This is a genomic window from Novosphingobium sp., assembly GCF_036733805.1.
In the GTDB taxonomy this organism is placed as follows: Bacteria; Pseudomonadota; Alphaproteobacteria; order Sphingomonadales; family Sphingomonadaceae; genus Novosphingobium.
In genome coordinates, this window is sequence record NZ_DAIMZT010000045.1 from 1 (window position 1) to 24,438 (window position 24,438).

The window sequence follows — 24,438 nt, forward strand, 5'->3', positions numbered from 1 at the left end:
GGAAAGGATGGTGCGGGCGGCGGGACTCGAACCCGCACGAGCAAGCTCAGGGGATTTTAAGTCCCCGGCGTCTACCATTCCGCCACGCCCGCATCGGCTGGAGACGATCCGTTTCGGTTGAGCCGGATCGCCCCTCGGATTTCCTTTGTGCTTGGTTACCGCAGACTATGCTGTCCACCTCGAAACCATTCCAAGTTCGCGCGCTCTGGCAGATCGCGGGCGGTCGGGCAACCGCTGTGGAAGGTTAGGTTCGGGAAAGCCTTTAGCTTACATTCAGCCGCGCGCGCATTTCCTTGCCGGGCTTGAAATAGGGGACGCGCTTTTCGGGCACGGCCACGCTGTCACCCGTGCGTGGGTTGCGGCCGGTGCGGCTTTCGCGCTGGCGCGTGGAAAAGGCGCCGAAGCCCCGAAGCTCCACGCGGCCGCCGTCCGCCAGACGTTGGGCAATCTCGTCGAAGAACGTGTCTACGGCGCGCTCTACATCCTCGGCCCGTAGCTCCGGATTGTCCCTGGCCATGGCCTGCAGAAGCTCGGACCTAATCATGCGCACCCCCCGAAAAAATATCTAAATCGTCCCGAATCATAAAATTACACGACCCCCGCCGCATAACTGTCTTTAAAATGCCATTGTGGCACGGTTCGCGCAATGGCCAACGCGGATTTGCCCCGAAACGGGAAAATGGCGGGTTCCCTCCGTTTCCGCACCACTTTGAGCCCCATTTACAGCCCGATATTGCGCGCTACCGTCCCCGTCCTTCAACTTGGTCCGGACAAGAAGGGCAACGGGACATCGCATGAAGGATATCGCGCAGTGGAATGAAGGGGATTGGCTGGCCGCGATCGGTGGGGTGATGCTGTTCGCCGTGCTGGGGATCGGAGGCGCCATTGCCTCACGCCGGAGCGAAGAATTTGCCGGGCACCCGCGCGGGCTTTATGTTCTGTTCTATGCCGAGATGTGGGAGCGGTTTTCCTATTACGGCATGCGCGCGCTGTTGATCCTTTATCTGACCAAGTTCTGGCTGTTTTCGGACGGTAAGTCGAATCTGATCTACGGTGCTTACACCAGTCTGGTCTACATCACCCCGGTTCTCGGCGGGTATCTGGCCGACCGCTGGCTGGGGCAGCGCAAGGCAGTGCTGTTCGGCGGCATAGTGCTTGCACTGGGTCATTTGTTCATGGCTTACGAGGGGCTGCAGGGCGTCACCGATCCGGCGGTCAAGCAGGCGGACCCGGCGATCAACGTGTTCTGGCTGGCGCTGTCGCTCATCATCGTCGGGTCGGGGTTTCTGAAAGCCAATATCTCTGTGATCGTGGGCCAGCTCTATGGCTTGCGCGACACACGTCGGGACGCGGCCTACACGATCTTCTACATGGGCGTGAACACCGGTGCGGCGCTTGGTACGATTCTGGTCGGCTATCTGGGCGAGACCATTGGCTGGTCCTGGGGCTTTGGCCTGGCCGGCATCGGCATGGTGCTTGGCCTCATCATTTTCGTCATTGGCAAGCCCGCGCTGCGCGGCCGGGGCGAACCGCCGGCTCCCTTGCCCCGGAAGGGGGAACTGGCGCTCTATGTCATCGGCGCGGGTTCGGTGGCGGTGATCTGGCTGCTGCTGCAATACCAGGACGTGATCCGGAATCTGCTGATCGTCTCAGGCGTAGCGATGCTGGTTTACACGCTTTACGAAGCGTTCAAGCTGCCCAAGGAGCCGCGCGAGCGCATTTTTGCGATCCTATTCCTGATCGCGCTTAATCCCGTGTTCTGGGGCCTGTTCGAGCAGGCAGGCGGCTCGCTCAGCCTTTATACGGACAAGTTCGTCGATCGCGGGGGCGTGCCGACCAGCCTGTTCCAGTCGATCAACCCAATTTACATCGTGCTGTTCGGCCCGGTTTTCGCCGGCTTGTGGCAGTGGCTGGGCAAGCGCGGGTGGGAACCTTCAGCCCCGGCCAAGTTTGGCTATGCGCTGATCCAGGTGGGTCTGGGTTTTCTCGTCTTCGTGTGGGGCGCTGGCACGGACAGTCCTGCGGCGATGACCCCGGTGATCTTCGTGTTCCTGATCTACCTGCTGCACACCACGGGCGAGCTGTGCCTTTCTCCGGTCGGCCTTTCCGCGATGACGCGGCTGGCTCCGTTGCATCTGGGCAGCTTCATCATGGGCGCGTGGTTCTACATGACGGCGGTGGGCAACTTCGTGGCCGGCAAGATCGGTGAGGCGACCGGCGGCGCTTCGGGGACCATGAACAAGGACCTGACGCTGACGATTTATAGCTGGATCGGCTGGATCACGATCGGCGTGGCCGTGATCGTACTGGCGCTCTCACCCCTGGTGAAGCGCTGGATGCATCTCGACACACTGGAGGACGGCAATCTAGGCGATGCGCAAATCGGGCTGGAGGCGCGGGAAGCCGGGATGCATCCGGAGCTGAAGCCGGGCTGAGCCGCAGCGCTCAGGCCCGCGCTTCCTCCACGCCGGCGCTGTTGTGGCGCAGCGCTTTCAGCACCGTGTCGACGATCTGCGGCGCATTCAGGCCGGCCTGGTCATATTGCGCTTCCGGCTTGTCGTGGTCCTGGAACTGGTCAGGCAGGCGCATGGTGCGGATCTTCAGCCCGGCGTCAGTCAACCCCTCATCGCTCGCCATGGTGAGGACGTGAGCGCCCAGGCCGCCGATCGCGCCTTCCTCCACGGTCACCACCACTTCGTGGCTGAGCATCAGGCGGCGGATCAGAGCCGCGTCGAGCGGCTTGGCGAAGCGCAGGTCGGCGACGGTGGTGGAGAGGCCCTTGGCCTCCAGAGCATCAGCCGCCTTCAGCGCTTCGCTCAGGCGAGTGCCGAGCGAGAGGATCGCGACCTTGGCGCCTTCGCGCACGACGCGGCCCTTGCCGATCTCCAGCAATTCGGGCTTCGCGGGCAAGTCCACCCCCACGCCGCTGCCGCGCGGATAGCGGAAGGCGATAGGGCCGGCGTCATAACGTGCGGCGGTGTGAGTCATGTGGACCAGTTCCGCCTCGTCAGCGGCGGCCATAACCACCATGTTGGGCAGCGTGGCGAGGTAGGTCACGTCAAACGAGCCGGCGTGCGTGGCACCGTCAGCGCCGACCAGCCCCGCCCGATCTATGGCGAAGCGCACCGGCAGGTTCTGGATCGCCACGTCATGCACAACCTGGTCGAAGGCGCGCTGGAGGAAGGTGGAATAGATCGCGCAGAACGGGCGCATGCCTTGCGCCGCCAGGCCCGCCGCGAATGTCACCGCATGCTGTTCGGCAATGCCCACGTCGAAGCAGCGGTCGGGGAACATGGCCTCGAACCTGTCAAGCCCGGTGCCTGAGGGCATGGCGGCGGTGATGGCGCAGATTGACGGGTCTTCCTCCGCCTCGGCGATCAGGGCTTGAGCGAAGACGCCGGTATAGCTGGGCGGCCCCGCCGGGCCTTTCACCTGTTCGCCGGTGATGACGTTGAACTTCTGCACGCCGTGATATTTGTCGGCCGCATTCTCCGCCGGGGCATAGCCCTTGCCCTTTTGCGTCACCACGTGAATCAGGCAAGGCCCTTCGGCCGCGTCGCGCACGTTTTCGAGCACGGGGATCAACTGGTCGAGATTGTGCCCGTCGACCGGGCCGACGTAATAGAAGCCCAGTTCCTCGAACAGCGTGCCGCCCATCGCCAGCCCGCGGGCGAACTCATCCGTCTTCTTGGCGGCCTTGTGCAGCGGTTCGGGCAATCGGCGGGAGATGCGCTTGGCCAGATCGCGCAGGGATAGGAACGGGCGCGAGGAGACCAGTTTCGCGAGATAGGCCGAAAGCCCGCCCACCGGCGGCGCGATCGACATGTCATTGTCATTCAGGATCACGACCAGGCGGTCGCCGGCCTGCTTGGCATTGTTCATCGCCTCATAGGCCATGCCCGCGCTCATCGCGCCGTCGCCGATCACGGCAATGCCGCGTCCCGGTTCACCGCGCAGCTTGTTGGCCACGGCAAAGCCGAGAGCAGCGGAGATCGAGGTTGAACTGTGCGCCGCCCCGAACGGATCGTACTCGCTCTCGTTGCGTTTGGTGAAACCGGAAAGCCCACCGCCCTGCCGCAAGGTGCGGATGCGGTCGCGCCGACCGGTCAGGATCTTGTGCGGATAAGCCTGGTGGCCCACGTCCCAGATCAGACGGTCTTCCGGCGTGTTGAACACGTAATGGAGCGCTACCGTCAGCTCAACAACGCCGAGGCCGGAGCCCAGGTGGCCGCCGGTCTGCCCCACCGCCGAGATCGTTTCCGCGCGCAGTTCATCGGCAAGCTGGCGCAGTTGCGCCGGCTTGAGCTTGCGCAGTTCGTGCGGAGTGTCGACGATATCGAGAAGTGGTGTTGCCGGCGTTTCGGACATCGTGGCCCCTTACACGGTTGATCCGCCAGTGTCGATTGCGACATGCGGCCGAGGTCCCGCAGCTTGCCGCAAGCGCGTGTTCAACTGCACCCCGCGCACATGCCGCGCAGCTCCACCACCGGGCGCACGTCGGCAAAACCGGCTTCGCGCGCGGCCCCGATCAAGGCGCCGGTCAGGCGATCGTCGTCAATATGGACGGTTCTGCCGCAACCGTCGCAGATCAGGAAAATGCAATCGTGGCGGCAGCCGGGATGGCTGTTGGCGATATAGGCGTTGGCGCTTTCCACCCGACGCGCCAGATTGGTGCGCACGAACAGGTCCAGAATGCGATAGACGCTGTTGGGCGCCACGCGCTTGCCCCTTTGCGCTGAAACGCTTTCGGCGAGATCGTAAGCGGAAGCCGGACAATCACGCTCCGCAAGAGCGGCAAAGACATCGGCGCGCATTTCGGTCCATTGCTCGCCGGAATCGAGCAGGGCGAGACGCGCAGCCTTCACCAGGCTATCGCCGTGATGTTCGTGATGGACGTGATGGCCGGACATGACTCTAATATGGAGCCCGTATCGATCCGGCGCAATCGGTAGAAGGTCAGCGCGTCGTCTGGGCCTGCGCGGGCGGCACGATATTGCCTGCCAAGGTGGTGCGATTGCCGATCCCCGTGGCGCCAAGCACCAGTAGCGCGCCGCCGGCAAAGCCGAGGGCGAAGAAGCGGTAAAAGTCGGCCTTGAACAGTCCCATGATCGGTCCGGTAGATGTGAATGACGGCGATGCCGGGACGCCCGTTCTCGCGAAATCTGCTTTCCGTCGAGTGAACGTCCCGCTCATTCGCCCGATTCGGCGACGAACGGTGGGATGCGCGCGACGAATTGCGCCATTGTGCTCATTCTCAGTGCCGGAAATGACGCATGCCGGTGAACACCATCGCCAGTCCCGCTTCGTTAGCGGCGGCAATGACTTCGTCATCGCGAATCGATCCGCCGGGCTGAATCACGGCCGTCGCGCCGGCCTCGGCCGCGGCAAGAAGACCATCCGCGAAGGGGAAGAACGCGTCCGAAGCGACCGCGCTGCCCACCGTGCGAGGCTGTTCCCAGCCGTACTTCTCGGCCGCCTCGGCGGCCTTGAGGGCGGCGATGCGCGCCGAATCGCGGCGGTTCATCTGGCCCGCGCCGATGCCGGCCGTCACGCCGTCCTTGGCATAGACGATGGCATTGGACTTCACGTGGCGCGCGACGGTCCAGGCGAACAGGCAGTCTGCAAGCTCGCGATCGGTCGGCACGCGATCCGTCACGACTTTAAGGTTATCAGCACCGATCGCACCGTTGTCGCGGCTTTGCACCAGCAGGCCGCCGGTAATCGGCTTCACGAGCAGGCCGGGACGGCGCGGTTCGGGCAATTCGCCGGTCAGCAGCAGGCGCAGGTTCTTTTTCTTGGCGAAGAAGGCGCGAGCCGCTTCGTCCGCGTCCGGCGCGACGACGACTTCGGTGAAGATCTTGCAGATCGCCTCCGCGGTCGGTCCGTCCAGCGTTTGGTTTACCGCGACAATACCGCCAAAGGCCGAGACGTCATCGCAGGCGAGCGCGCCTTCCCAGGCTTCGAGCAAGGTATCGGCCTGGCCGACGCCGCAAGGGTTGGCGTGCTTGACGATCACCACCGCCGGCTTCTGGCCCTTGAACTCGGCGGCGAGTTCGAAAGCGGCGTCGGCGTCGTTGTAATTGTTGTAGGACAGCTCCTTGCCCTGCACCTGCTCGCCTTGCGCAAGGCCCTTGGTGTGCGGCCCGGCCTGTGTGTAAAGTGCGGCGCTCTGGTGGGGGTTCTCGCCATAGCGCAGTTCAGTCACCAGGCGGCCGCTCAGGTTGAGCATTTGGGGGAATTGCTGGCCCTGGTCCGTGAAGGCGAACCATCGGCTAATCATCGAATCGTAAGCCGCCGTCTGCGCAAAGGCGCGCGCGGCCATCAGTTTGCGGAAGGCGAGAGTCGTGCTGCCGCCGGTTGCTTCAAGTTCCGCCAGCAGGCCCTCATAATCGCGCGGGTCGGTAACGATGGTGACATAGGCGTGGTTCTTGGCGGCCGAGCGGACCATTGAGGGGCCGCCGATGTCGATATTCTCAATGATTTCGTCCCGGCCTGCGCCTTTGGCCACTGTCGCTTCGAAGGGATAGAGGTTGACGACCACCAGGTCGATCGCGCCGATCCCGTGTTCCACCATGGCAGCTGCATGTTCCGGATTGTCGCGCACTGCCAATAAGCCGCCGTGGACCTTGGGATGCAGCGTCTTGACGCGCCCGTCCATCATCTCGGGAAAGCCGGTGAGTTCCGAGATGTCCTTTACCGCCAGACCGGCATCGCGCAGCGCCTTGGCGGTGCCGCCGGTCGAGACCAATTCCACCCCGCGCGCGGCCAGCGCCTTCCCAAGGTCCGCAAGGCCGGTCTTATCGGATACCGAAAGCAGGGCGCGGCGGATCTGGACGGAGTCGGTCATGGGCGGTTCCTTCGCGAAATGGGCAGCTATTCCTTGCGCGCGCCCTTAGGCCGGGCGGGAGAAGGGGGCAAGGGCGCCGCAAACCTCTTTCGCATTGCGTCTGCGCACGAAGGAAAATCAGCTCATTTTCTTGAGGAGCCAGCCGAAGGTGCCCCCCCCGCGTGATACCATGCCCTGGATCACCAGTTGTTGCGTGGCCTGAGGACGCCCATGGCCATCAATCCACAGCGAATCTTCCACGGTCACCTCACCCGCGCCCGAACGGAATTGCCAATAGGAACCGTCAGCTAAAGCCAGGCCCGCGCCCTGGCCGTCCGTCGCAAGGGCAACGTCGACATCGGGGCCGAGGTGGAAACGAATCGCGAAGCCTACCTTGCCGCGCTTCGCCTTGCGGCTGGAGGGGAGTAGCAAGTCTTCGCCGCGCAGCTCCGTTCCATCGTCGCGCAGGATCAGGATGCGGCGATGCGTCAGGCCGTAACGCGCGGCATAACCGTTGTGGCTTGCTTCAAGGCGGCTGGCCGTGGTTCCATTGTCCTGCGGCAGGGTCTTGCGATCGACGTCGACTTCGGTGACGCCCGATCCGATCGCGCCGTTGATGAGCACGGCGGTGGAGTTCGCGTCGTCCAGAGTCAGGGTGGAATGCGCGGCCGTGGCCCGCAAGCCTTGTTCCAACCGGACGGGGACCAGCCCGCCTGCGCTGGCGGCCCCGCCGCAGTTGACGATCAGCCGTTGTTTCCCGTGCGACAGTTCGAAAGCCAGCGTCGAGGCGCAGCCATAGCGGGCATGCTGCGGCATCGGCGGCGGCGATGCGTCGAACTGCAGCACCGTCTTGTTCGCCACCGCCCGTTGATAGCCCCATTGACGCACATCGCGCAGCGGGCGCGCGCGCACGCCGCTGGCCTTGACGAGGGCGGCAAGGTCTTCGGCGTCTACCGCCCAGCCGCCTTGCCAGGACCCCAGCGAGCCGTCCCCGTGCGTAAGCGCCAGCAGCGGCGGCACCAGCATCTCTATCACCCGCTCCATGGCGGGCAGGGGGTCGCGCCGCGTCGCCTGATAGCAGTTGCGCAGCCGCACCAGCAGCGCGATGGCTTCCATCTGCGCCAATGGGCTGCGTGACAGGACGCCCCCGTCATCGCCCATCAGTTCCCCCAGCGCCTTGAGCAGCCCAGCCTCGCCGTAAAGGCGGCGCGGCCGGCCGTCAGGCAGGAGCAGTCCCGCCGCGACGATGCCGCACCAGCCGGCCACTTCGGCCAGGTTGTCTTCGGCGCGATGGACATGGCGGTCCAGCCAGCGCGCGGTCGCGGCAATATGCCCGAGCGTGCGCGAGCGAAACGCCTTGTCGCCCGAAAGGATCAACGGCGCGTGAACCAGCCAGTTCATCAGTCGCATGCCGGTGTTGCCTAAACTCCACGCCGGCCCCTTGCCCGGCTTGCCCGGCGGCTGCGGATTGGCCTGAAGCCAGGCAGCAAGAATGCGTTCCGCCACCGGCGCGCCCTGTTCACGCGGAGCGCAAGCTTCCAGGTCCGTCAGCCATGCGAATGAATGCACCACTTTTTCCAGTGGCGGACCGACCCGCGCGGCGCCGGCGTAATCGACTTGCGCAACCGGGGTTTTAGCGCCGTGGACCAGGAAATGCCCGGCGCGAAGGGCGGTGCCGGCCACGCGGCTGCCGGGCAATGTATTGCCGACCGTTGCAAGAAGGCGGGTACGTGCCTTCTTGCCCATCGGCGTGGTGAGCAAGGAGGCCGGGATGCCCATGCGGTAAGCGATACGGATCAGCCGCTCGCCCACGTGCACCGAGGGAGGCGAGAAATCGGCCAGCGCCAGGGCCCGGCCGGTCTCGATCGGATCAGGCGCCGGGCGCGTGCCGGCCGTCGTTTCCGTTTCCGGCCCGCTTCCGCTTTGGCTCAAGACACCCTCCTCGACCGATGGCGACAAGGGAATGGCCCGGTTCTGCTCCGGGTTCCTGTTTTCCGGCCATTCGCGGATTTTGGTGGCCACCGTTTATCCCAATCCCTTCAGCGTCTTGATGTTCGCGGCATATTGCGAAGCGCCCCCACGAAAAGTGGCCGATCCGGCGACAAGGACATCCGCCCCCGCCGACACACACTGCGGCGCTGTTTTCGCATCCACTCCGCCGTCAACCTCCAGCCGGATGTCGCGGCCCGACTTGTCGATCATCTTGCGCACCGCTTCGATCTTGCGAAGCTGGCTGGAAATGAAGCTCTGCCCGCCGAAGCCGGGGTTTACGCTCATCACCAGCACAAGGTCGATCTCGTCGATCAGGTAATCCAGCATTTTGGCGGGAGTCGCCGGATTGAGCGAGATCCCGGCCTGCTTGCCCAGCGCCTTGATCGTCTGCACGGTTCGATGAACGTGCGGCCCGGCTTCGGGGTGGACGGTGATGATGTCTGCCCCGGCTTCGGCGAACGCCTCAAGATAGGTGTCGACCGGCGCGATCATCAGGTGCACGTCAAAGGGCTTGGCGGAATGCGGGCGCAGCGCTTTTACCACCGCCGGACCGATCGTGATGTTGGGGACGAAATGGCCATCCATCACGTCGACATGGATCCAGTCCGCCCCCGCCGCGTCAACGGCGCGCACCTCCTCGCCCAGACGCGCGAAGTCGGCAGAAAGAATAGACGGAGAAATCAGGGGGGCGTTCATGCGGAAAATCCAGGCTCCTTGACATGGACGATACGGCACCACGTCTTGAGTGGACAAGCGCCGGACAGGCCGTTTTCCACACAGGATATGGTATGAGCCGTCAATTTCCGCGCTATAGGTCGCCGACGGCGATGGTTGCACATGGCGCAACCATCAATTCAGTCGCTATTCACGGGGTCCGAGGCATTTCCCCGCAGCAAGAGAACAGCGCGGCGCATGTTGCAGCCCGGCGTCGCCAACCTCTATGACTTCATGAACATTGCACGGACAGTAACGGTAACCATGAGCACGAACATATCCAGGCCCAAAAAGGGGCGACGGTCGCAGCGGTTGGCCCGGCGCGCGGGGGTGGCGTTCGCGCTGACCGGTGCGGTCGCGCTGGCGATGTCTGCGCCGGCGGCGGCGCAATACCGCAACGACATCCAGAATGACATGAGCCGTTGCGCGGCGGGCGCCGGTCCGGCGTTGATCGTGACGGTGGAGGGCGTCAAGTCGTCGCAAGGCAAGCTGCGCGTGCAGACATATCGGGCCACCTCGGCCGAGTGGCTGCAGAAAGGCAAATGGCTTTCGCGCATCGAAGTGGCGGCGCATGCCGGTACGACGACGTTCTGCCTGCCCGTACCTGCGCCGGGCACTTATGGCGTGGCGGTGCGCCACGATCTTAACGGCAATGGCAAGACCGACATCATGAACGACGGCGGCGCGATGTCGAACAATCCTTCGATCAACATCTTCAATCTGGGCAAGCCGAATTACACCAAGGTCGGCGTGCCGGTGGGTGACGGCGCGAAGTCCATCAAGGTTCAGATGAAATATATGTAATCGGCGGCGGGGCGGCGTGCCGTGTGGCTATGATGGCGCGCGCGTCCGCCAGGTCCTGAGGCTTGTCGACGTCCACCGCGGCAAGCCCGTCGCGCGCGGCGACAAGACAGGCGGTTATGCCGATACGTCGCCCCAGGCCCCCAATCGCTGCGGCCAGTGTCAGGCGACCCAACGCGTAGCGCGCCAGCATGCCAAGGCCCAGCCGCGCGGCAATGCGCCAGGGACGCTTGCGATCGGCCTCTACCGTCTTCCACACCTCGATGGCTGCGCTTGCCCGGTCGCTTGCGAGCAGGAACAAGTTGCAGCCGGACCAATGGCCGTCAGCGAAGCGCAAGTATGTGCGCCGCGTTTCGGGCATGGCCGTCTCGATCACTTCGCGCCGGGCCAGCAGGACCGCGACGTCGCAGTGGAGGGGCGCGTCGTTTAGGAAGTCGGTCACCCATTCGGGCCGCAACAGCGCATGGTCGCCGGTTGTCACTAACAGCGGCGCACCCAGCTTTTCCAGACCTAGGGCCACGCTGGCGCTCGGCCCTCCCGCCGCGAGCAGAACCTCGCAGCCGAGTTGCCGCGCCAGATCCATGACCTGTGGGTCCGTGGCGGAAACGGCGATGCGGGCGATGCCGGCTTCGCGCAATGCCGCTACCACGCGGGAAAGCATCGGTTGCCCGCTCAGCATGACGAGCGCCTTATGCCAAACTCCCTCCGATGCGGCGACGGCATCGGGCGGGCCGGGGCGAGACCCTGCAAGGATCAGCGCGGTAGGAGCTGGCACCGGTGTGTTCATGCCGTGCGATCTCCGGACTTGCGAGCGCGCCAGACCTGCCAGAGCACGCCTGGGGCGGCGAGCACGGGATGGCGTTCCCGCCACGGCGTTATCGTCACCGATACCCCGGTATGGCGCTCGATCTTCCAGGCGGCATAACGTGCGGCGCCGTGAAACGTAGTGGAAGCCTTCAGCAGGCGCAGGATGTTGTAAGGCTTGCCCAGTCGTTTTCGGCGCTTCCACCAATCCAGCAACCGGGCCCGCTGCGTCACGGTCATCTCCGGGCTGATCCCTCCGTCGGCATCGCGGGCAAAGCCGATTCCTTGCGCCGCCAGGGCCAGAGGCAGCAGCCCATCGAAATGCGCGCTATTGGCGGCGAGGATCGAATCTTCGCGCCCCGCTGTCTCCACGCGAAATTCGGCCGCGTATGTGGCGCGGAACAAGGCGCGCCAGTAATCCTCAACTGTTCCGATCCGGGGCCCCAGCGCGATTGCAAGGCGTGCGGCGGTGCACGCAGCCTGCGCGACGGCTTCGGCAATCGCGGCGCCCGCCGTGCGATCATGCTGCCATGCGAGCGCGCTGGGTTGAACGAAGCGCGCCCAGATCGTGGTGTCGAGCCGCTCCCCAGCGGCGGCGGCGCGGAACGTGTCGACCGCCATCGTGGCGACTTTGGCCCGCAGGATCGTACCGCCGTGCCGCCATTCGTGATAACTCACGCGCGGCCAGATCTTTTCTTCGTTGGGTCCTTGAGTCAGCACGTAGAAATCGAGCACCCCTTCCAGCGAGCCGGTGCGCAAGTTAGAGCCGTAAAACAGGATGCCCGCGGTCTCGGGCGAGGTTAGCCGCGCAGCGAAAGCGCGCACTTCCGGCCTGATCGGACGAGCAAGGGCGCTGGCGATGCGGCTTTCGAGGGTTTCGGGAACGTCGACGTCTTCGCTCATGCCGCCATGCTTCCGCGCAGGTTCCCAAGATCAAGAGGGATCAGGGGACCACGAAGGTGAGTTGCGGCCCTTCGTCAAGCATATAGTGACCAGCCGGAAACGCTTCTCCATCCAGGATGAAGGGCCCGCCGATGTCGAGTTCCAGCGCGCTCGCATAATAGCGCTGAACCCCGCGACGTTCGAGGAAGCGGCCGGAAAGACCGAACAGCACCGCAGGCAGAAGCGCCATGATCCAGCGCACCGGCCAGTCGATCACGCCCATCTTCAGCCCCGGCGTGGGATCGCGGCCGAAGGGCCGCGCGCCCAGGGGGAATTTCTCGAAGGTGGTGGCGACGGTGAGAAAGCGTTGGTCCGCGCGGCCCGGACCGGCATGCGAAAGCTCGCGGCCGGTATCGCGATCCACGATCCGCGTCGGCGTGCATTGACGCCAGGGGTTGCCGGCCCGGCCGAACAGCGTCTGGATGATTCCCCAAAGGACCGTCAGGCCCACCGCGAAACTGTTGAAGGCGCCGCGGCGATGCGCTTCCTGCCCGGCTTCCGTGCCGATGGAGAAGGCGCCGGTGCCCATGATGAAACCCTGGACGCACCCTTCCTCCGCGCCATCGGCCGGGAGGACGCGCAGGGGTCGTCTGGTGCGGGTCTTGCCCCCGTGCGCTGCGGCAAGCGCTTGCGCCAGCGACCAGTGATTGGGCAGGCCCAGGTCGACCGCCAGGGCATTGGTCTTGCCTTTGGGCAGAATGATGAGGGCGGGCCACTTGTCATCGAAGATGTCCGCGCCGCAGGTCAGCACGTCGCGCACGGTGCCGTCGCCGCCGTCGACCACCAGATAATCTATGCCCCGCCGCGCAAAGCCGGCTAGCGTATAATACAGATCCTCACGCGTATGGGGCGTTTCGGTCAGGATATTGGAGCAATCCGCCATTTCCGGCGCTTCGCCGTTATTGCGGTGGCTGCGGGGATTGCGGATGATGCCGACCAGCGGGACCGCGCGCGCGCGCCGCAAATAGTTCCTCGTCCGCGAGGGGGGACTGCGGAACTCTGCTTTCGGCAGCGTCTTAAATTCATAGATGTTTCCGTGCACGGGGGGCATATAGCCACTGCCCGGCGAAAAAGCACGTCACTATTGCATGAATGCCAGATTAAGGCTGCATTTTTGTGACGAACCGCCGGTTTTCCGGGAGGAGCCGGCCCGTTGCCGCTTTCCTCTTACAATGGAATGACATTCCCGCGACTTTCATCGTGCAGATTCAAGGGGTTCGGGGCCTTCCTCGGTCAAGAATGCGATGATCGCCCGCGCCGCGCGCGCCGAGGCCGGTTCATCAGTGACGGAGAACGTGTCCGCCAGCATCTCGCGTTGGAGGGCGAGATAATCGCGATGCGTTGCAATGGCCTGCTCTACGGCCGCGATGATGTCCATCCTTGCGGGTGCGACCGGTCCGGCCCGCCAATGCGCATAGTCCGGGTCGGAGCGCCACTGCGTGTCATGAGCATTCAGGAACAGGCAGGGGCGCGGGCGGTACAGGAACTCGTACACCTGGCTGCTGACGTCCCCGATGTAGACATCGGCCATGTTCGTATACGTCATGTCCGTGGACGCCTTGCTGCCCAGATCGATCAGCATGTTCGGCGCGGTGGAGAAACGGGCTGGGGGCGGGCGCATGCGCCGGATCGCGGGCGGGTTGATCGTCACTGTCCATTTGCGTGCGAACATCATCACGTGCGGCGCGAAGATGAAGTTGAAGCGGTCCGATCGATAAAACGCTTCAAGGATGTCCGGCCCCATCCTGTACCAGCTTGAGAGACGGGGCGAGGGGTGGGGATTGTACAGCACCACCGGCCGCGCTGGATCGGAGAAAGGCAGCGGCGCGCGATTATCCTTGCACAGATCGAATTTCGAATAGCCGACGATGCGAATGCGGGCGGGATCGACCCCGGCATCCGTCTCAAGCCGGCGAGCGATCTTGGCGCCGGATACCAGCACCAGGTCGAACAAGGCGCTTTCGGCGCTGAAGCCGATCGCCCGGTCGCCGGCCCCATGACGGGTGTGAATCAGCTTGAGGCGGTCGAGGCCGTAACGCGTCCTGAGCAGGAGTGAAGTCTTCTCCGAGACCACAAGGGCGCGAAAGCCGCGAAAGAAATCAAGGTTGTCGCGGTAGATCAGCAGTTTGCGTGCGGGAATCAGCTCGCCAAGTGTGCGCTCCGCCAGTTTTGAACCTTGCGAGCGCAAGGTCAGCCGCACTAGCCGGCAACGGTCAAGCATGGCGCCCGCGATTTCGCGCACACGGCGTTCTATCGCGTCTTCCGTCACTGCCAGAGTGATTTCCACACCGGCGTGGCGAGCCAGTTCCAGCGCAATCGGCAGGCTGTGCGCGATCTGGTGCGTCTGATCGTGATTGAAAAGAAAGCAGATCCTGGGCACTGCCGGTTCGCTATCCGATTTGGCCGAAGTTGTATAGCGCTACGCCCGGCGCGGGCCTCGCGTCGCCTTGTCGCGAGCGGCTTGCAGTGGGACGCAAACTCGTCCAGACGCCGCACATGACCGCCCCGGCGCAAGACCGTCTCGCTCCCCATTCCGTATTTCGGAGCATCATTCAAAACACGGCCTGGCTGCTGGGCGGCAAGGGCTTCGGCGGCGTGCTGAGCATCGCTTATCTGGCGATCCTTTCGCGCTCTCTGGGGCTCAAGGACTTCGGACACTTTGCGCTGATCTTCGGTACTTCGCAAGCGCTTGTCGCGATTGCCGGCTTTCAGACCTGGCAAGCGGTGGTGCGCTATGGCGCCGCTTATGTGCACGATGGCGATTGGGTCCGGTTCAGCCGCCTCAGCATGTTGTGCGGCATGATCGATGCACTGGCCGCGGTGATCGGCTGCACCATCGCCATCGTGATCTTTTTCGGCTTTGCAGGGCCGCTGAAGCTCAATCCCGAATATGTGGTGATGGGGTGCGCCTTCAATTGCGCCATGGTCTGGGCGCGGGTTTCAGCGCCGACAGGCATGCTGCGCGCGCTCAACCGGTTCGACATGGCCGTCTACGTGGAGGCATTCGTGCCGATCAGTCGCCTACTGGCGGCGAGCGCGATCTGGTTCGCTGGGCCCAACGTGGGCAGGTTTCTGCTGGCCTGGGCCGTGATCGACCTCAGTTGCGCGGTGATCTACTGGACGATTGCCTTGCGGTTGAGCCCGCGCGGCCTTGATTTCGCGGGAATCCGGCAATGGCGGCAGACCGTGAAGGAAAATCCGGGGATTGAGCGCTTTCTGTTGATCGTATCGGCCGGCAGCACGCTGGATGCCGCTTACAAGCAGGGGCCGTTGCTTGCGGTCGGCTGGTTCCTTGGCACCAGCGCCGCGGGCCTTTACAGGCTTGCCGACCAGCTGGCACAGGGTTTCAGCAAGGTTTCCACGCTGATCGCCCGCGCCATCTACCCGGAGATTTCACGGGCGCGCGTTGCCGCGACCAGTGAACAATTTCGCCGCATGGTGCGTCGTATCAGCATGGTTGCGGGCCTGGCCGGAGCTACCGTGGTGGTTGCCGCGCTTACCGGCGGCAAGGCGCTGCTGGCGTTGATCGGCGGATCGGCTTTCGAGCGGGGGGCCGTCATTCTCGTGCCGCTGGCCGTCGCTTCCAGTTTCGAACTGGCCAGCGTCGCTTTCGAGCCCGTCCTCCATTCTACCGGGGTGGCGCGTTATGCGCTGTTCGGACGCATGGTGACGGTGGCCTCCCTATGCGTCGCCGTGCTGGCGCTCAAGAGCATGGGGGCGATAGGCATTGCCTGGGCGGTGGCTGCCGCCGGCGCGGCGGGCTACGTCGCGCTTGGAGTTATGGCCCTCACCACCTTGGGCCGGCTGGAGGATCCCGAAGACGCGCTTGCGCATCACGGGATGGAGGAAGCGAACTCGACACAGGATTGAGGCCGGCTATCATGGGGGAATGTCTGTCCTCGACCTCGCCGCCGACGCCGCCGTCCTTTTCGATCGTCTCGTCGCGCTTCGCCGCTCCATCCATGCCGAGCCTGAGATCGGGCTGCACACCCCCAGAACGCGGGACAAGATCCGCAAGGCGCTGGCGCATCTGCCCCTCGAATGGCGGGAAGGACCATCCACGACGGGGCTGGTCGCCACATTGAAGGGCGGCGCCGGGGATGGGCCTTGCGTGCTCTTGCGCGGCGACATGGATGCCCTGCCGATGCCGGAGGAGACGGGGCTCGACTTTGCCTCCACCATTCCCGGCGTGATGCACGCCTGCGGGCACGATGCACACGTCGCAATGCTGGGGGGAGCGGCGGAGGTGCTGGCGGGCCGCGCGGACAGGCTCCAGGGCGAAGTGCGCTTCATGTTCCAGCCGGGCGAGGAGGGTTATCACGGCGCGCGCTTCATGCTGGATGACGGGCTGCTGGGTGGGGCGGATCGGCCGTTGCCCGACGCTGCATTCGCGCTTCACGTCATGCCCAATGCGCCGCACGGCATTGTCGGAGGCCGCGCGGGGCCGCTGCTGGCGGCGGCGGATCAGCTCCAGATTACGGTGGCCGGGCGTGGGGGCCATGCTTCCATGCCGCATGACACGCTGGATCCGGTGCCGATCGCCTGCGAGATCGTCAGCGCCATCCAAACCATGATCGCGCGCCGTTTCAGCGTATTCGATCCGGTCGTGGTCACGATCGCGAAGATCGAGAGCGGGACCGCACACAACGTCATCCCCGACACGGCGCGGATGACGGGAACGATCCGCACGCTTTCCGCCGCCAACCGCGCGCGCCTGAAGGAAGAGCTGCCGCTTCTGGCGGCGGGGATCGCCAAGGCGCACGGCCTAGCTGCCGAAGTGCACATCCTCGAAGGCTTTCCGGTTACGGTCTGCGATCCTCAGGCCGTCGATCTGGGCGAGAAAGTGGCGCGCGAGATGTTCGGCGAGCAGTCATTCCTGCGTCTTGCCGATCCGATCATGGGCGCGGAGGACTTTGCCTATGTGCTGGAGAAGGTGCCCGGCGCCATGTTCTTCCTCGGCGTCAGCCGTGCCGGAGAGGACTGGCGGCAGTGCTGCGGCATCCATTCCACCCGCATGATGGTGGACGAAAGCGTCCTGCCGCAAGGCGCCGCTTTTCTCGCCGGCCTGGCGACGACTTTCCTGGAGCGCGGTTGGGGCTAAAGGTTTAGGCCTCACGCCTTAACATCCGCCCACTCCGGGTGCCGATCGAACGCGGCGACGACATAACTGCATATCGGGGCGATCTTGAATCCGTTTTCGCGTGCGTCGGCGACCATCGCTTCGACCAGGCGCGCCGCCACCCCGCGTCCGCCGATGGCTTTGGGGACAAGAGTGTGCTCGGCATAGCGAATGCCGTCGCGCGCACGCCAGGTCAGGCGGCCGATTTCGTCGCTGTCGGCGACATGAGCGTGATATTCCCCTGTGGATACAGTCTCGTGCTTGGTGATGGTCACCCCGACCATGGACTTGTCTCCTCGTTGCGCGTGAATGCTTGACGGCGCGCCTGTCGCCTCGCAGGCATATGGCCATGCAGTTCCTTTCAGACAATGCCGCGGCCGTTCACCCCGCCGTCTGGCAGGCGATGATCGCGGCGGATGCGGCGGATGCGCCTTATGACAACGATGTGCTCAGCCGCGCCCTCGATGCGGCGTTCACGGCATTGTTGGGGCGAGAATGCGCGGCTCTGTGGGTGGCGACCGGCACGGCGGCGAATTGCCTCGCGCTCGCTTCGATGGTGCAGCCGCACGGGGCTGTCGTCTGTCACCGCGAGGCGCATATCGAGATGGACGAGGCAGGCGCGCCGGGGTTCTATCTTCACGGCGCCAAGCTGCTGCTGGCCAATGGCGAAAGCGGGAAGATCACGCCGGAAACGGTCGCGGCGGTGATCGATCCGATCCGCAACGATGTGCATCAGGTTCAGCCGAATGCCGTTTCCATCACGCAGGCGAGCGAGTACGGCTGTGTCTATCGGCCTGATGAACTTGAAGCGCTTTCCGCTTTCGCCGCCGCGCGCGGGCTTGGGTTGCACATGGACGGCGCGCGGTTCGCCAATGCCGTCGCCTTTCTGGACTGCGCGCCCGGAGCGGCTTGCGCGGGCATGGATGCGCTGAGCTTCGGCTTCATCAAGAACGGCGGCATGGGGGCGGAGGCGGTGGTGTTCTTCGATCCCGAGGCGGCGCGGATGATCCGCTATCGCCGCAAGCGAGCCGGACATCTGCAATCGAAAGGTCGATTCATGGCCGCGCAGATTCTCGCCCTGTTGGAAGGCGACCTCTGGCTGGAGAACGCGCGCGCCGCCAATGCCGCGGCGGCCGAGATCGCGGCGGCGGCGGCCGGGCGGCTGCTTCATCCGGTGGAGGCCAATGAGGTGTTCCTGACCTGCACCCCCGATGAACGCGAGGCCCTGCGTGCGCAGGGCTTCGGCTTCTATGATTGGGGGCAGGCCGCGGCCCGGTTGGTCACCGCATGGGACGCGAAAACAGAACACGTCTCGGCATTGGCGCGCGCCATCGCCGCTTTGTGACCGGGCGAAGCATCCTGACGCAAAAGGACGACGCATCGCCATCGATGTTGCATCCGGCGGTGCTGCTGCCGTTCCTGCTGGTCTCGCTGATATGGGGATCGACCTGGTGGGTCATCACCGGGCAGATCGGCGAGGTCCCGGCAAGCTGGTCCGTCTCTTGGCGCTTTCTGCTGGCGACGCCGACGATGTTCGCCGTGGCGCTGGCCACAGGACGAAGCCTGAAGCTGGGCCGGGCCGGCCATCGCCTGGCCTTCCTCGTCGGCATCACGCAGTTCTGCGGCAATTACAATTTCGTTTACCGGGCCGAATTGCATCTCACCTCCGGCATCGTCGCCGTGATGCTGGCCCTCTTGCTGGTGCCGAACGCGATTCTTGCGCGCCTCCTGCTCAAACAGCCGATTACCGCGCGCTTCGCTCTCGGCAGTCTGGTGGCGATCGGCGGCATAGCCTTGCTGCTGTTGCATGAGGCGCGGGCCGCTCCGGTTCAAGGCAAAGTGTTCCTGGGCGTGGCCTTTGCGCTGATTGCGATGCTGAGCGCGTCGATCTCCAACGTGATTCAAGCCGACCGAACCGGGCAGCGGCTACCGATGGTGAGCCTGCTCGCCTGGGCGATGCTTTATGGCACGATCTGCGACCTTGCGGTGGCCTGGACCACGGCCGGGCCGCCGATCATACCCACCAGACCGGCCTATTGGCTTGGCACCGGTTATTTGGCCATCTTCGGCTCAGTCATAACCTTTCCGCTTTATTACGGTCTCATTCGCCAGCTGGGACCGGGGAAGGCGGCTTATAACGGGGTGGCGGTGGTGGTGATCGCCATGCTGATCTCGACCGCTCTGGAAGGCTACCGTTGGACGCCTCTCACCGTCGCGGGCGCGGTGCTGGCGACGATCGGGCTGATCGTGGCCCTGAGCGCGCGCAGGCCCGCAACGTAATCCGGATAGCGCGGCCGCCAGCCCAGCATGCGTTTCGCCTTGCCGTTCGCCACTCGCCGGTTCTCGGCATAAAAGGCGAGCGCCATCGCTGAAAGGTTTGCTTTGTCCAGCGATTGCAGGGGAGGAAGGTCGACGCCCAGCAAGCGGCAGGCTTCCTCAACCACCAGATTCTGATGGCAGGGCAAGTCGTCGGCAAGATTGTAAGCGCCCGGCGGCACGTTCAGCCCGGCGAGGACGCCCGCGGCGATATCCTCCACATGAATGCGGCTGAAGACCTGGCCCGGCAAAGCAATGCGGTGCGCCCGCCCTGCGCTTACGCGATCCAACATGGAGCGACCCGGCCCGTAAATGCCAGGCAGCCGATAGACCCGCGCTCCCAATGCCAGCCAGGCCGCATCCGCCTCGCACCGCGCCGTGCGCCGGCCGGCGCCTATGAGTGAGGATTCGTCCACCCATGCCCCGCCGGCATCGCCATAGACGCCGGTGGAAGAGAGGTATGAAAGCGCCTTGCCCCGCAATGCGTCGCTATAACGTTCGAGCACCGGGTCCAACGGCTCTCCGCGCGCTTCGTTGCCCGGTGGAACCGACGAAAGCACATGATCGGCGTCCGTCAGAGCCAGACGTACGGTGCCCTCGTCATCGAAGGTCAGCGTGCCTTCGCGCCCGGTGGAGATCACTTCCCAGCCACGCACCTGCAGATGGCGGGCGATCACTTGCGCGGTGTAGCCTAGGCCGAAGATGAACATGCGGGGCATGGCAGGCGAGTAAAGGCTTTCCGCCGATCCGTCATCCCGTTCTGGCCGGTACGACTGCAAAATTCCGGCGCGCCCGCTGGCAATCGCATTTCAAGGCTCTAAGTAGCGCATATGGACATCGCCAGCAGACCCGCCGAGCCCGCCGAGAACATCCAGATCGCCGATGCCGCGCCGTCGCCGCAGGCCCCGCCGGTCATCCGTCGGGAGGATTACCTGCCGCCCGCCTGGTTGGTGCCTGAAATCGCGCTCGATTTCGCTCTCGGTATTGATGATACCAGGGTTGCCTCGAAGCTCAAGATTGTGCGCAACCCGGCTGGCAACGGCGCGGCGACGCTGCGCCTCAACGGTGACCAGATCGCACCGCTTTCAGTGCGGGTCGATGGAGAGGCGATCAATGACTGGCGCCTGGATGGTCCCGACCTGTTGATCGACCTTCCCGGAACCGAGCATCAGGTCGAAATCGAAACCCAGGTTAATCCCGCCGCCAACAGTCAGCTGATGGGGCTTTATGCCTCTAACGGCATGTTGTGCACGCAGTGCGAGGCGGAAGGCTTCCGTCGCATCACTTTCTTCCCCGACCGGCCGGACGTGCTCTCTACTTACGCCGTGCGGATGCATGGGGACAAGGCGCAGTTTCCGATTCTGCTTGCCAACGGCAATTGCACCGCGACGGGGGAGGAGGCCGAGGGTCAGCATTGGGCGCAATGGCACGACCCCTGGCCCAAGCCGAGCTACCTCTTTGCGCTTGTAGCGGGCAATCTGGTGGCCAATCACGCGACTTTCAGGACTATGAGCGGTCGCGATGTCGACCTCAATATATGGGTCCGTCCGGGAGACGAGGGGCGCACGCAGCACGCGATGGATTCGCTGATCGCCGCGATGAAGTGGGACGAGGAGGCGTTCGGGCGCGAGTATGACCTTGACCTGTTCAACGTGGTCGCCGTTTCCGATTTCAACATGGGAGCGATGGAGAACAAGGGGCTCAATATCTTCAATACCCGCTACGTGCTGGCGGACCCCGAAACCGCGACCGACGGCGATTACGATGCGGTCGAAGGCGTGATCGGGCACGAATATTTCCACAACTGGTCCGGCAATCGCATCACTTGTCGGGACTGGTTCCAGCTTAGCCTCAAAGAAGGCTTCACGGTCCTGCGAGACCAGCTTTTCAGCGCCGCGATGGGCAGCCCGGCGGTTAAGCGGATCGAGGATGTGCGGGTGCTGCGCAGTGCTCAGTTCCCGGAGGATTCAGGGCCCCTCGCTCATCCGATAAGGCCGGATTCCTATCAGGAAATCAACAACTTCTATACCTCGACCATTTACAACAAAGGCGCCGAGGTGATCCGCATGTTGCGCACCATGGCCGGGCCGGAGCGGTTTCGCAAAGGCACCGATCTCTATTTTGAACGCCACGACGGTGAGGCGGCGACCTGCGAGGATTTCGTCAAGGCGATCGAGGATGGCGCGGGGTTGGACCTTGCGCAATTCCGCCTGTGGTACGCGCAGGCGGGGACGCCGCAGGTTTCGGTCGAGCTGAGGCACAACGGCGCCAAGGCAAGTCTCAGGCTGACCCAGACGGTGCCGAGCACCCCCGGCCAGCCGGAAAAGCAGCCCATGCCCATCCCGCTGCGTGTCGCGTTGTTCGATCGCGACAGCGGCGGGCACGGCGGCGAGCACTTGATCGTGCTTGATAAGGCGAGCGACACGTTCGAGTTCGAAGGCTTCGCCAAGCCACCGGTGCTGTCGATCAACCGCGGCTTTTCGGCTCCTGTCGCCATCGATTTCGAGCGGGCCGTCGAGGATCTTGTGTTTCTTGCCGCGAACGACGACGATCCGTTCGCCCGCTACGAAGCGATGCAGAGCCTTATCGTCCAGCATCTTGTCGCCGTCGTCAGCGGCGGCCTGGATGATGCAGCGAAAGCAGCGGGACGCGCCGCGATCGGGCAGGCTTTCGCGGCGATCATCGGCGATCCTGCGCTGGACGATCTGATGCGCGGCGAACTGATGATCCTCCCGGCCGAAAGCTACCTGGCGGAGCAGATGCTGGTGGCCGATCCGGGCGCAATCCATGCCGAGCGCGAAGCGCTCAAGACGTGGCTGGGGCGCGAGTACGCGAAAGCTCTCGCCGTGCTGCACGATCGCGCGGTCGCGGTGTCCTATGGCCGTGATGCGACGGCGCGCGGCGCGCGAAAGATCAAGAGTCAGGCGCTCGTCTATGTGGCCGCCGGCAACCCGGAGGCGGGCGCCCGCCGCGCCATCGCGCAGTATCGCCAGGCTGACAATATGACGGACCGTCAGGGCGCGCTGCTTGCCCTTTCGAGCCTCGATGCGCCCGAACGGGAAGAGGCGCTGGGCGATTTCCGTCGCCGTTATCTGGACAATGCCCTGGTCATTGACAAGTGGTTCTCGCTCCAGGCGGGCTCGTTCCATCCCGATGTGATGCAACACATCTACGCATTGGCGCAGCACCCGGATTTGACGATGAGCAACCCCAACCGGGTGCGGGCGCTTTATATGGCGGTGGCGGCCAATCCCAAGGCGTTTCACGATGCGAGCGGCGCAGGCTATCGCCTGATTGGCGATCTGATTCGCCGGCTCGATCCGATCAACGCGCAGACGGCGGCCCGCTTCGTGCCCGCGCTGGGGCGCTGGCGACGAATCGAGCCGGCGCGCGCGGCGATGATGCGCGCGGAATTGGAGCGGATCGCCGCTGAGCCGGTGCTTTCGCGCGACGTGCGCGAACAGGTGACCAAGAGCCTTGGCTGACCTGGCGCACGCCGTCGAGGTTAACCGCGCCTCAGTGCTGGATGGCCTGGCGCATGGGTTCCTGGGGCGGATCGGCGGTGTGAGCACCGGTGACGTCGCGGGTCTCAACGTGGGGCTTGGTTCGGGCGACGATTCGGCGCGGATCGCCGAGAATCGCGGCCGCGCCGTCGATGCGGTGCTGCCGGGCGCGCGACTGGTGACCGTTTACCAGGTGCATTCGCCCGACTGTGTGACCGTTGGCGCCGAACCCTGGCCCGAAAGCGCCCGGCCGCGCGCGGACGCTCTTGTCACTGACCGGCGCGACCTTCTCCTGGGCATCCTCACCGCCGATTGCGCGCCCGTGCTGCTGGCCGATCGCGAGGCAGGGGTTATTGGCGCGGCTCATGCCGGGTGGAAAGGCGCCATCGCCGGCGTTACTGACCGCACGATCGAGGCGATGAGGGCGCTTGGCGCGCACCGGGGGCGCATCGTGGCGGCTGTCGGTCCGTGCATTACCCAAGCTTCCTATGAGGTGGACGCGGGCTTTCACGGCCGTTTTGCCGCCGCCGATGCCGCCAACACGCGATTTTTCGAGCCGGGGCGAGAAGGGCACTGGCAGTTCGATCTTGCAGGCTATGTCGTCTCTCGTCTGGAAGCTGCCGGGGTCGGGGAGATCGAGCGCCTGCGCCTCGATACTTATGCCGCACCGCGGCGGTTCTTTTCCTTTCGCCGGTCCACTCACCGCGGCGAGGCGGCCTATGGACGCCAGATTTCGCTGATCGGCTTGCGCTGATTTGTTGAATCGGTGCGCTTTTTCGTTGGTTGGAAGATAGGCCAAAAAGGCGGTTGGCAGGGCGGAGTTTCGTGTATATCAGGCGCGCCAAGTCGATCTTGGCCTGGGGCGCGCCCGGTCTGAGCGTCGAAACGGGGGACACCAGGCTTCGCATGGGTCGGTACTGGCCTGCTGTCAGTCCCTTGGGCAGTGGGTTGTCGAAATCAAGATGTCGATAAAGCAGGACAGGGCAGACATGGCAGAAGAAGACGGCGTGCGGCGGCGCGATTTCATCAATATCGCCGCAGTGAGCGCGGCTGGCGTTGCCGGCGTGGGCGTTGTGGTCCCACTGGTGAGCCAGATGTCGGCTTCTGCCGATGTCCTTGCGGCTTCTTCGACCGAGGTCGATATTTCCGCGATCAAGCCCGGCCAGGCGATCAAGGCGGTCTTCCGCAAACAGCCGGTGTTCGTGCGCAATCTGACGCCCAAGGAAATCGCCGAGGCCAACGCCGTGCCTCTTTCGATCCTGCGCGATCCGCAGACGCTGGAAGATCGGACCAAGCCCGGCAAGGAGAACTGGCTCATCACCATGGGTGTCTGCACTCATCTGGGCTGCGTGCCGCTTGGCGCCGGCGAGGGTGAGAATCGCGGCGAGTTCGGCGGCTATTTCTGCCCCTGCCACGGTTCG

22 protein-coding genes and 1 tRNA gene are annotated in these 24,438 nt (G+C 64.4%); 9 read left to right on the plus strand and 14 right to left on the minus strand.

Annotated features, from left to right (window positions below):
- Positions 1-8: 8 nt before the first annotated feature.
- Positions 9-92, minus strand: a tRNA-Leu gene (locus V7D69_RS11155).
- 170 nt (positions 93-262) lie between these two features.
- Positions 263-544, minus strand: coding sequence for an integration host factor subunit beta (locus V7D69_RS11160; RefSeq protein WP_333605825.1), 282 nt, complete (start codon positions 542-544; stop codon positions 263-265).
- Between the two features lie 250 nt (positions 545-794).
- Here V7D69_RS11160 and V7D69_RS11165 point away from each other — a divergent pair, with 250 nt between their 5' ends.
- Positions 795-2,435, plus strand: coding sequence for a peptide MFS transporter (locus V7D69_RS11165; RefSeq protein WP_333605826.1), 1,641 nt, complete (start codon positions 795-797; stop codon positions 2,433-2,435).
- 10 nt (positions 2,436-2,445) lie between these two features.
- Here the strand turns inward: V7D69_RS11165 and dxs are convergent, their stop codons facing one another.
- The 6 genes from dxs to rpe form a co-directional block, all read right to left on the minus strand.
- Entirely contained in the window at positions 2,446-4,368 is a 1,923-nt protein-coding gene (gene dxs / locus V7D69_RS11170) for a 1-deoxy-D-xylulose-5-phosphate synthase (protein WP_324063667.1), read from the minus strand.
- Between the two features lie 80 nt (positions 4,369-4,448).
- Complete coding sequence (locus tag V7D69_RS11175) at positions 4,449-4,910, minus strand: Fur family transcriptional regulator (protein ID WP_324063669.1); 462 nt, start codon at positions 4,908-4,910, stop codon at positions 4,449-4,451.
- Positions 4,911-4,956: 46 nt separating this feature from the next.
- Positions 4,957-5,106, minus strand: a complete 150-nt coding sequence (locus V7D69_RS11180; protein WP_324063671.1) for a hypothetical protein — start codon at positions 5,104-5,106, stop codon at positions 4,957-4,959.
- A gap of 148 nt (positions 5,107-5,254) precedes the next feature.
- On the minus strand, positions 5,255-6,847 hold the full coding sequence (purH, locus tag V7D69_RS11185; RefSeq protein WP_333605827.1) for a bifunctional phosphoribosylaminoimidazolecarboxamide formyltransferase/IMP cyclohydrolase: 1,593 nt from the start codon (positions 6,845-6,847) through the stop codon (positions 5,255-5,257).
- A 117-nt stretch (positions 6,848-6,964) separates the two neighbouring features.
- Positions 6,965-8,848 carry a heparinase II/III family protein gene (locus V7D69_RS11190; RefSeq protein WP_333605828.1) on the minus strand — a complete coding sequence of 628 codons (1,884 nt, stop codon included), beginning with the start codon at positions 8,846-8,848 and terminating at the stop codon, positions 6,965-6,967.
- Positions 8,849-8,851: 3 nt separating this feature from the next.
- Positions 8,852-9,514: a ribulose-phosphate 3-epimerase gene (gene rpe / locus V7D69_RS11195; RefSeq protein ID WP_333605829.1), complete on the minus strand. Its 663-nt coding sequence runs from the start codon at positions 9,512-9,514 to the stop codon at positions 8,852-8,854.
- 384 nt (positions 9,515-9,898) lie between these two features.
- Between rpe and V7D69_RS11200 the strand changes: the two genes are divergently transcribed.
- Positions 9,899-10,336, plus strand: a complete 438-nt coding sequence (locus V7D69_RS11200; protein WP_324063762.1) for a DUF2141 domain-containing protein — start codon at positions 9,899-9,901, stop codon at positions 10,334-10,336.
- Here the strand turns inward: V7D69_RS11200 and V7D69_RS11205 are convergent.
- The 4 genes from V7D69_RS11205 to V7D69_RS11220 form a co-directional block, all read right to left on the minus strand.
- Positions 10,311-11,120 carry a nucleotidyltransferase family protein gene (locus tag V7D69_RS11205; protein WP_324063748.1) on the minus strand — a complete coding sequence of 270 codons (810 nt, stop codon included), beginning with the start codon at positions 11,118-11,120 and terminating at the stop codon, positions 10,311-10,313. The two genes, V7D69_RS11200 and V7D69_RS11205, sit on opposite strands and share 26 nt — an antisense overlap.
- Positions 11,117-12,040 (minus strand): hypothetical protein, encoded by a 924-nt coding sequence (locus V7D69_RS11210; RefSeq protein WP_333605830.1) that lies wholly within the window; start codon positions 12,038-12,040, stop codon positions 11,117-11,119. The genes V7D69_RS11205 and V7D69_RS11210 overlap by 4 nt, the downstream gene beginning before the upstream one ends.
- Before the next feature lie 40 nt (positions 12,041-12,080).
- Entirely contained in the window at positions 12,081-13,043 is a 963-nt protein-coding gene (locus V7D69_RS11215; RefSeq protein WP_333605831.1) for a diacylglycerol/lipid kinase family protein, read from the minus strand.
- Between the two features lie 231 nt (positions 13,044-13,274).
- Positions 13,275-14,459 (minus strand): hypothetical protein, encoded by a 1,185-nt coding sequence (locus tag V7D69_RS11220; protein ID WP_324063751.1) that lies wholly within the window; start codon positions 14,457-14,459, stop codon positions 13,275-13,277.
- An 86-nt stretch (positions 14,460-14,545) separates the two neighbouring features.
- Here V7D69_RS11220 and V7D69_RS11225 point away from each other — a divergent pair, with 86 nt between their 5' ends.
- Together V7D69_RS11225 and V7D69_RS11230 are read left to right on the plus strand one after the other, a co-directional pair.
- Positions 14,546-15,949, plus strand: a complete 1,404-nt coding sequence (locus tag V7D69_RS11225; protein WP_324063752.1) for a lipopolysaccharide biosynthesis protein — start codon at positions 14,546-14,548, stop codon at positions 15,947-15,949.
- A gap of 19 nt (positions 15,950-15,968) precedes the next feature.
- Entirely contained in the window at positions 15,969-17,180 is a 1,212-nt protein-coding gene (locus V7D69_RS11230; protein WP_333605832.1) for a M20 metallopeptidase family protein, read from the plus strand.
- An 11-nt stretch (positions 17,181-17,191) separates the two neighbouring features.
- Here V7D69_RS11230 and V7D69_RS11235 read toward each other — a convergent pair whose 3' ends face one another.
- Complete coding sequence (locus V7D69_RS11235) at positions 17,192-17,482, minus strand: GNAT family N-acetyltransferase (RefSeq protein WP_324063754.1); 291 nt, start codon at positions 17,480-17,482, stop codon at positions 17,192-17,194.
- A 65-nt stretch (positions 17,483-17,547) separates the two neighbouring features.
- Between V7D69_RS11235 and V7D69_RS11240 the strand changes: the two genes are divergently transcribed.
- Together V7D69_RS11240 and V7D69_RS11245 are read left to right on the plus strand one after the other, a co-directional pair.
- Positions 17,548-18,543, plus strand: a complete 996-nt coding sequence (locus V7D69_RS11240; protein ID WP_333605833.1) for a threonine aldolase family protein — start codon at positions 17,548-17,550, stop codon at positions 18,541-18,543.
- A 44-nt stretch (positions 18,544-18,587) separates the two neighbouring features.
- On the plus strand, positions 18,588-19,478 hold the full coding sequence (locus V7D69_RS11245) for a DMT family transporter (protein ID WP_333605834.1): 891 nt from the start codon (positions 18,588-18,590) through the stop codon (positions 19,476-19,478).
- Here the strand turns inward: V7D69_RS11245 and V7D69_RS11250 are convergent.
- Positions 19,388-20,233 carry an SDR family NAD(P)-dependent oxidoreductase gene (locus tag V7D69_RS11250; protein WP_333605835.1) on the minus strand — a complete coding sequence of 282 codons (846 nt, stop codon included), beginning with the start codon at positions 20,231-20,233 and terminating at the stop codon, positions 19,388-19,390. The genes V7D69_RS11245 and V7D69_RS11250 overlap by 91 nt on opposite strands.
- 111 nt (positions 20,234-20,344) lie before the next feature.
- Between V7D69_RS11250 and pepN the strand changes: the two genes are divergently transcribed.
- From pepN to petA, 3 genes are all read left to right on the plus strand, one after another.
- Positions 20,345-22,999, plus strand: a complete 2,655-nt coding sequence (gene pepN / locus V7D69_RS11255; protein ID WP_324063757.1) for an aminopeptidase N — start codon at positions 20,345-20,347, stop codon at positions 22,997-22,999.
- A 1-nt stretch (position 23,000) separates the two neighbouring features.
- Positions 23,001-23,771: a peptidoglycan editing factor PgeF gene (gene pgeF / locus V7D69_RS11260; protein WP_333605837.1), complete on the plus strand. Its 771-nt coding sequence runs from the start codon at positions 23,001-23,003 to the stop codon at positions 23,769-23,771.
- Positions 23,772-24,006: 235 nt separating this feature from the next.
- Positions 24,007-24,438 (plus strand): ubiquinol-cytochrome c reductase iron-sulfur subunit (petA, locus tag V7D69_RS11265; RefSeq protein ID WP_333605836.1); only part of this gene is annotated, 432 nt, incomplete at its 3' end.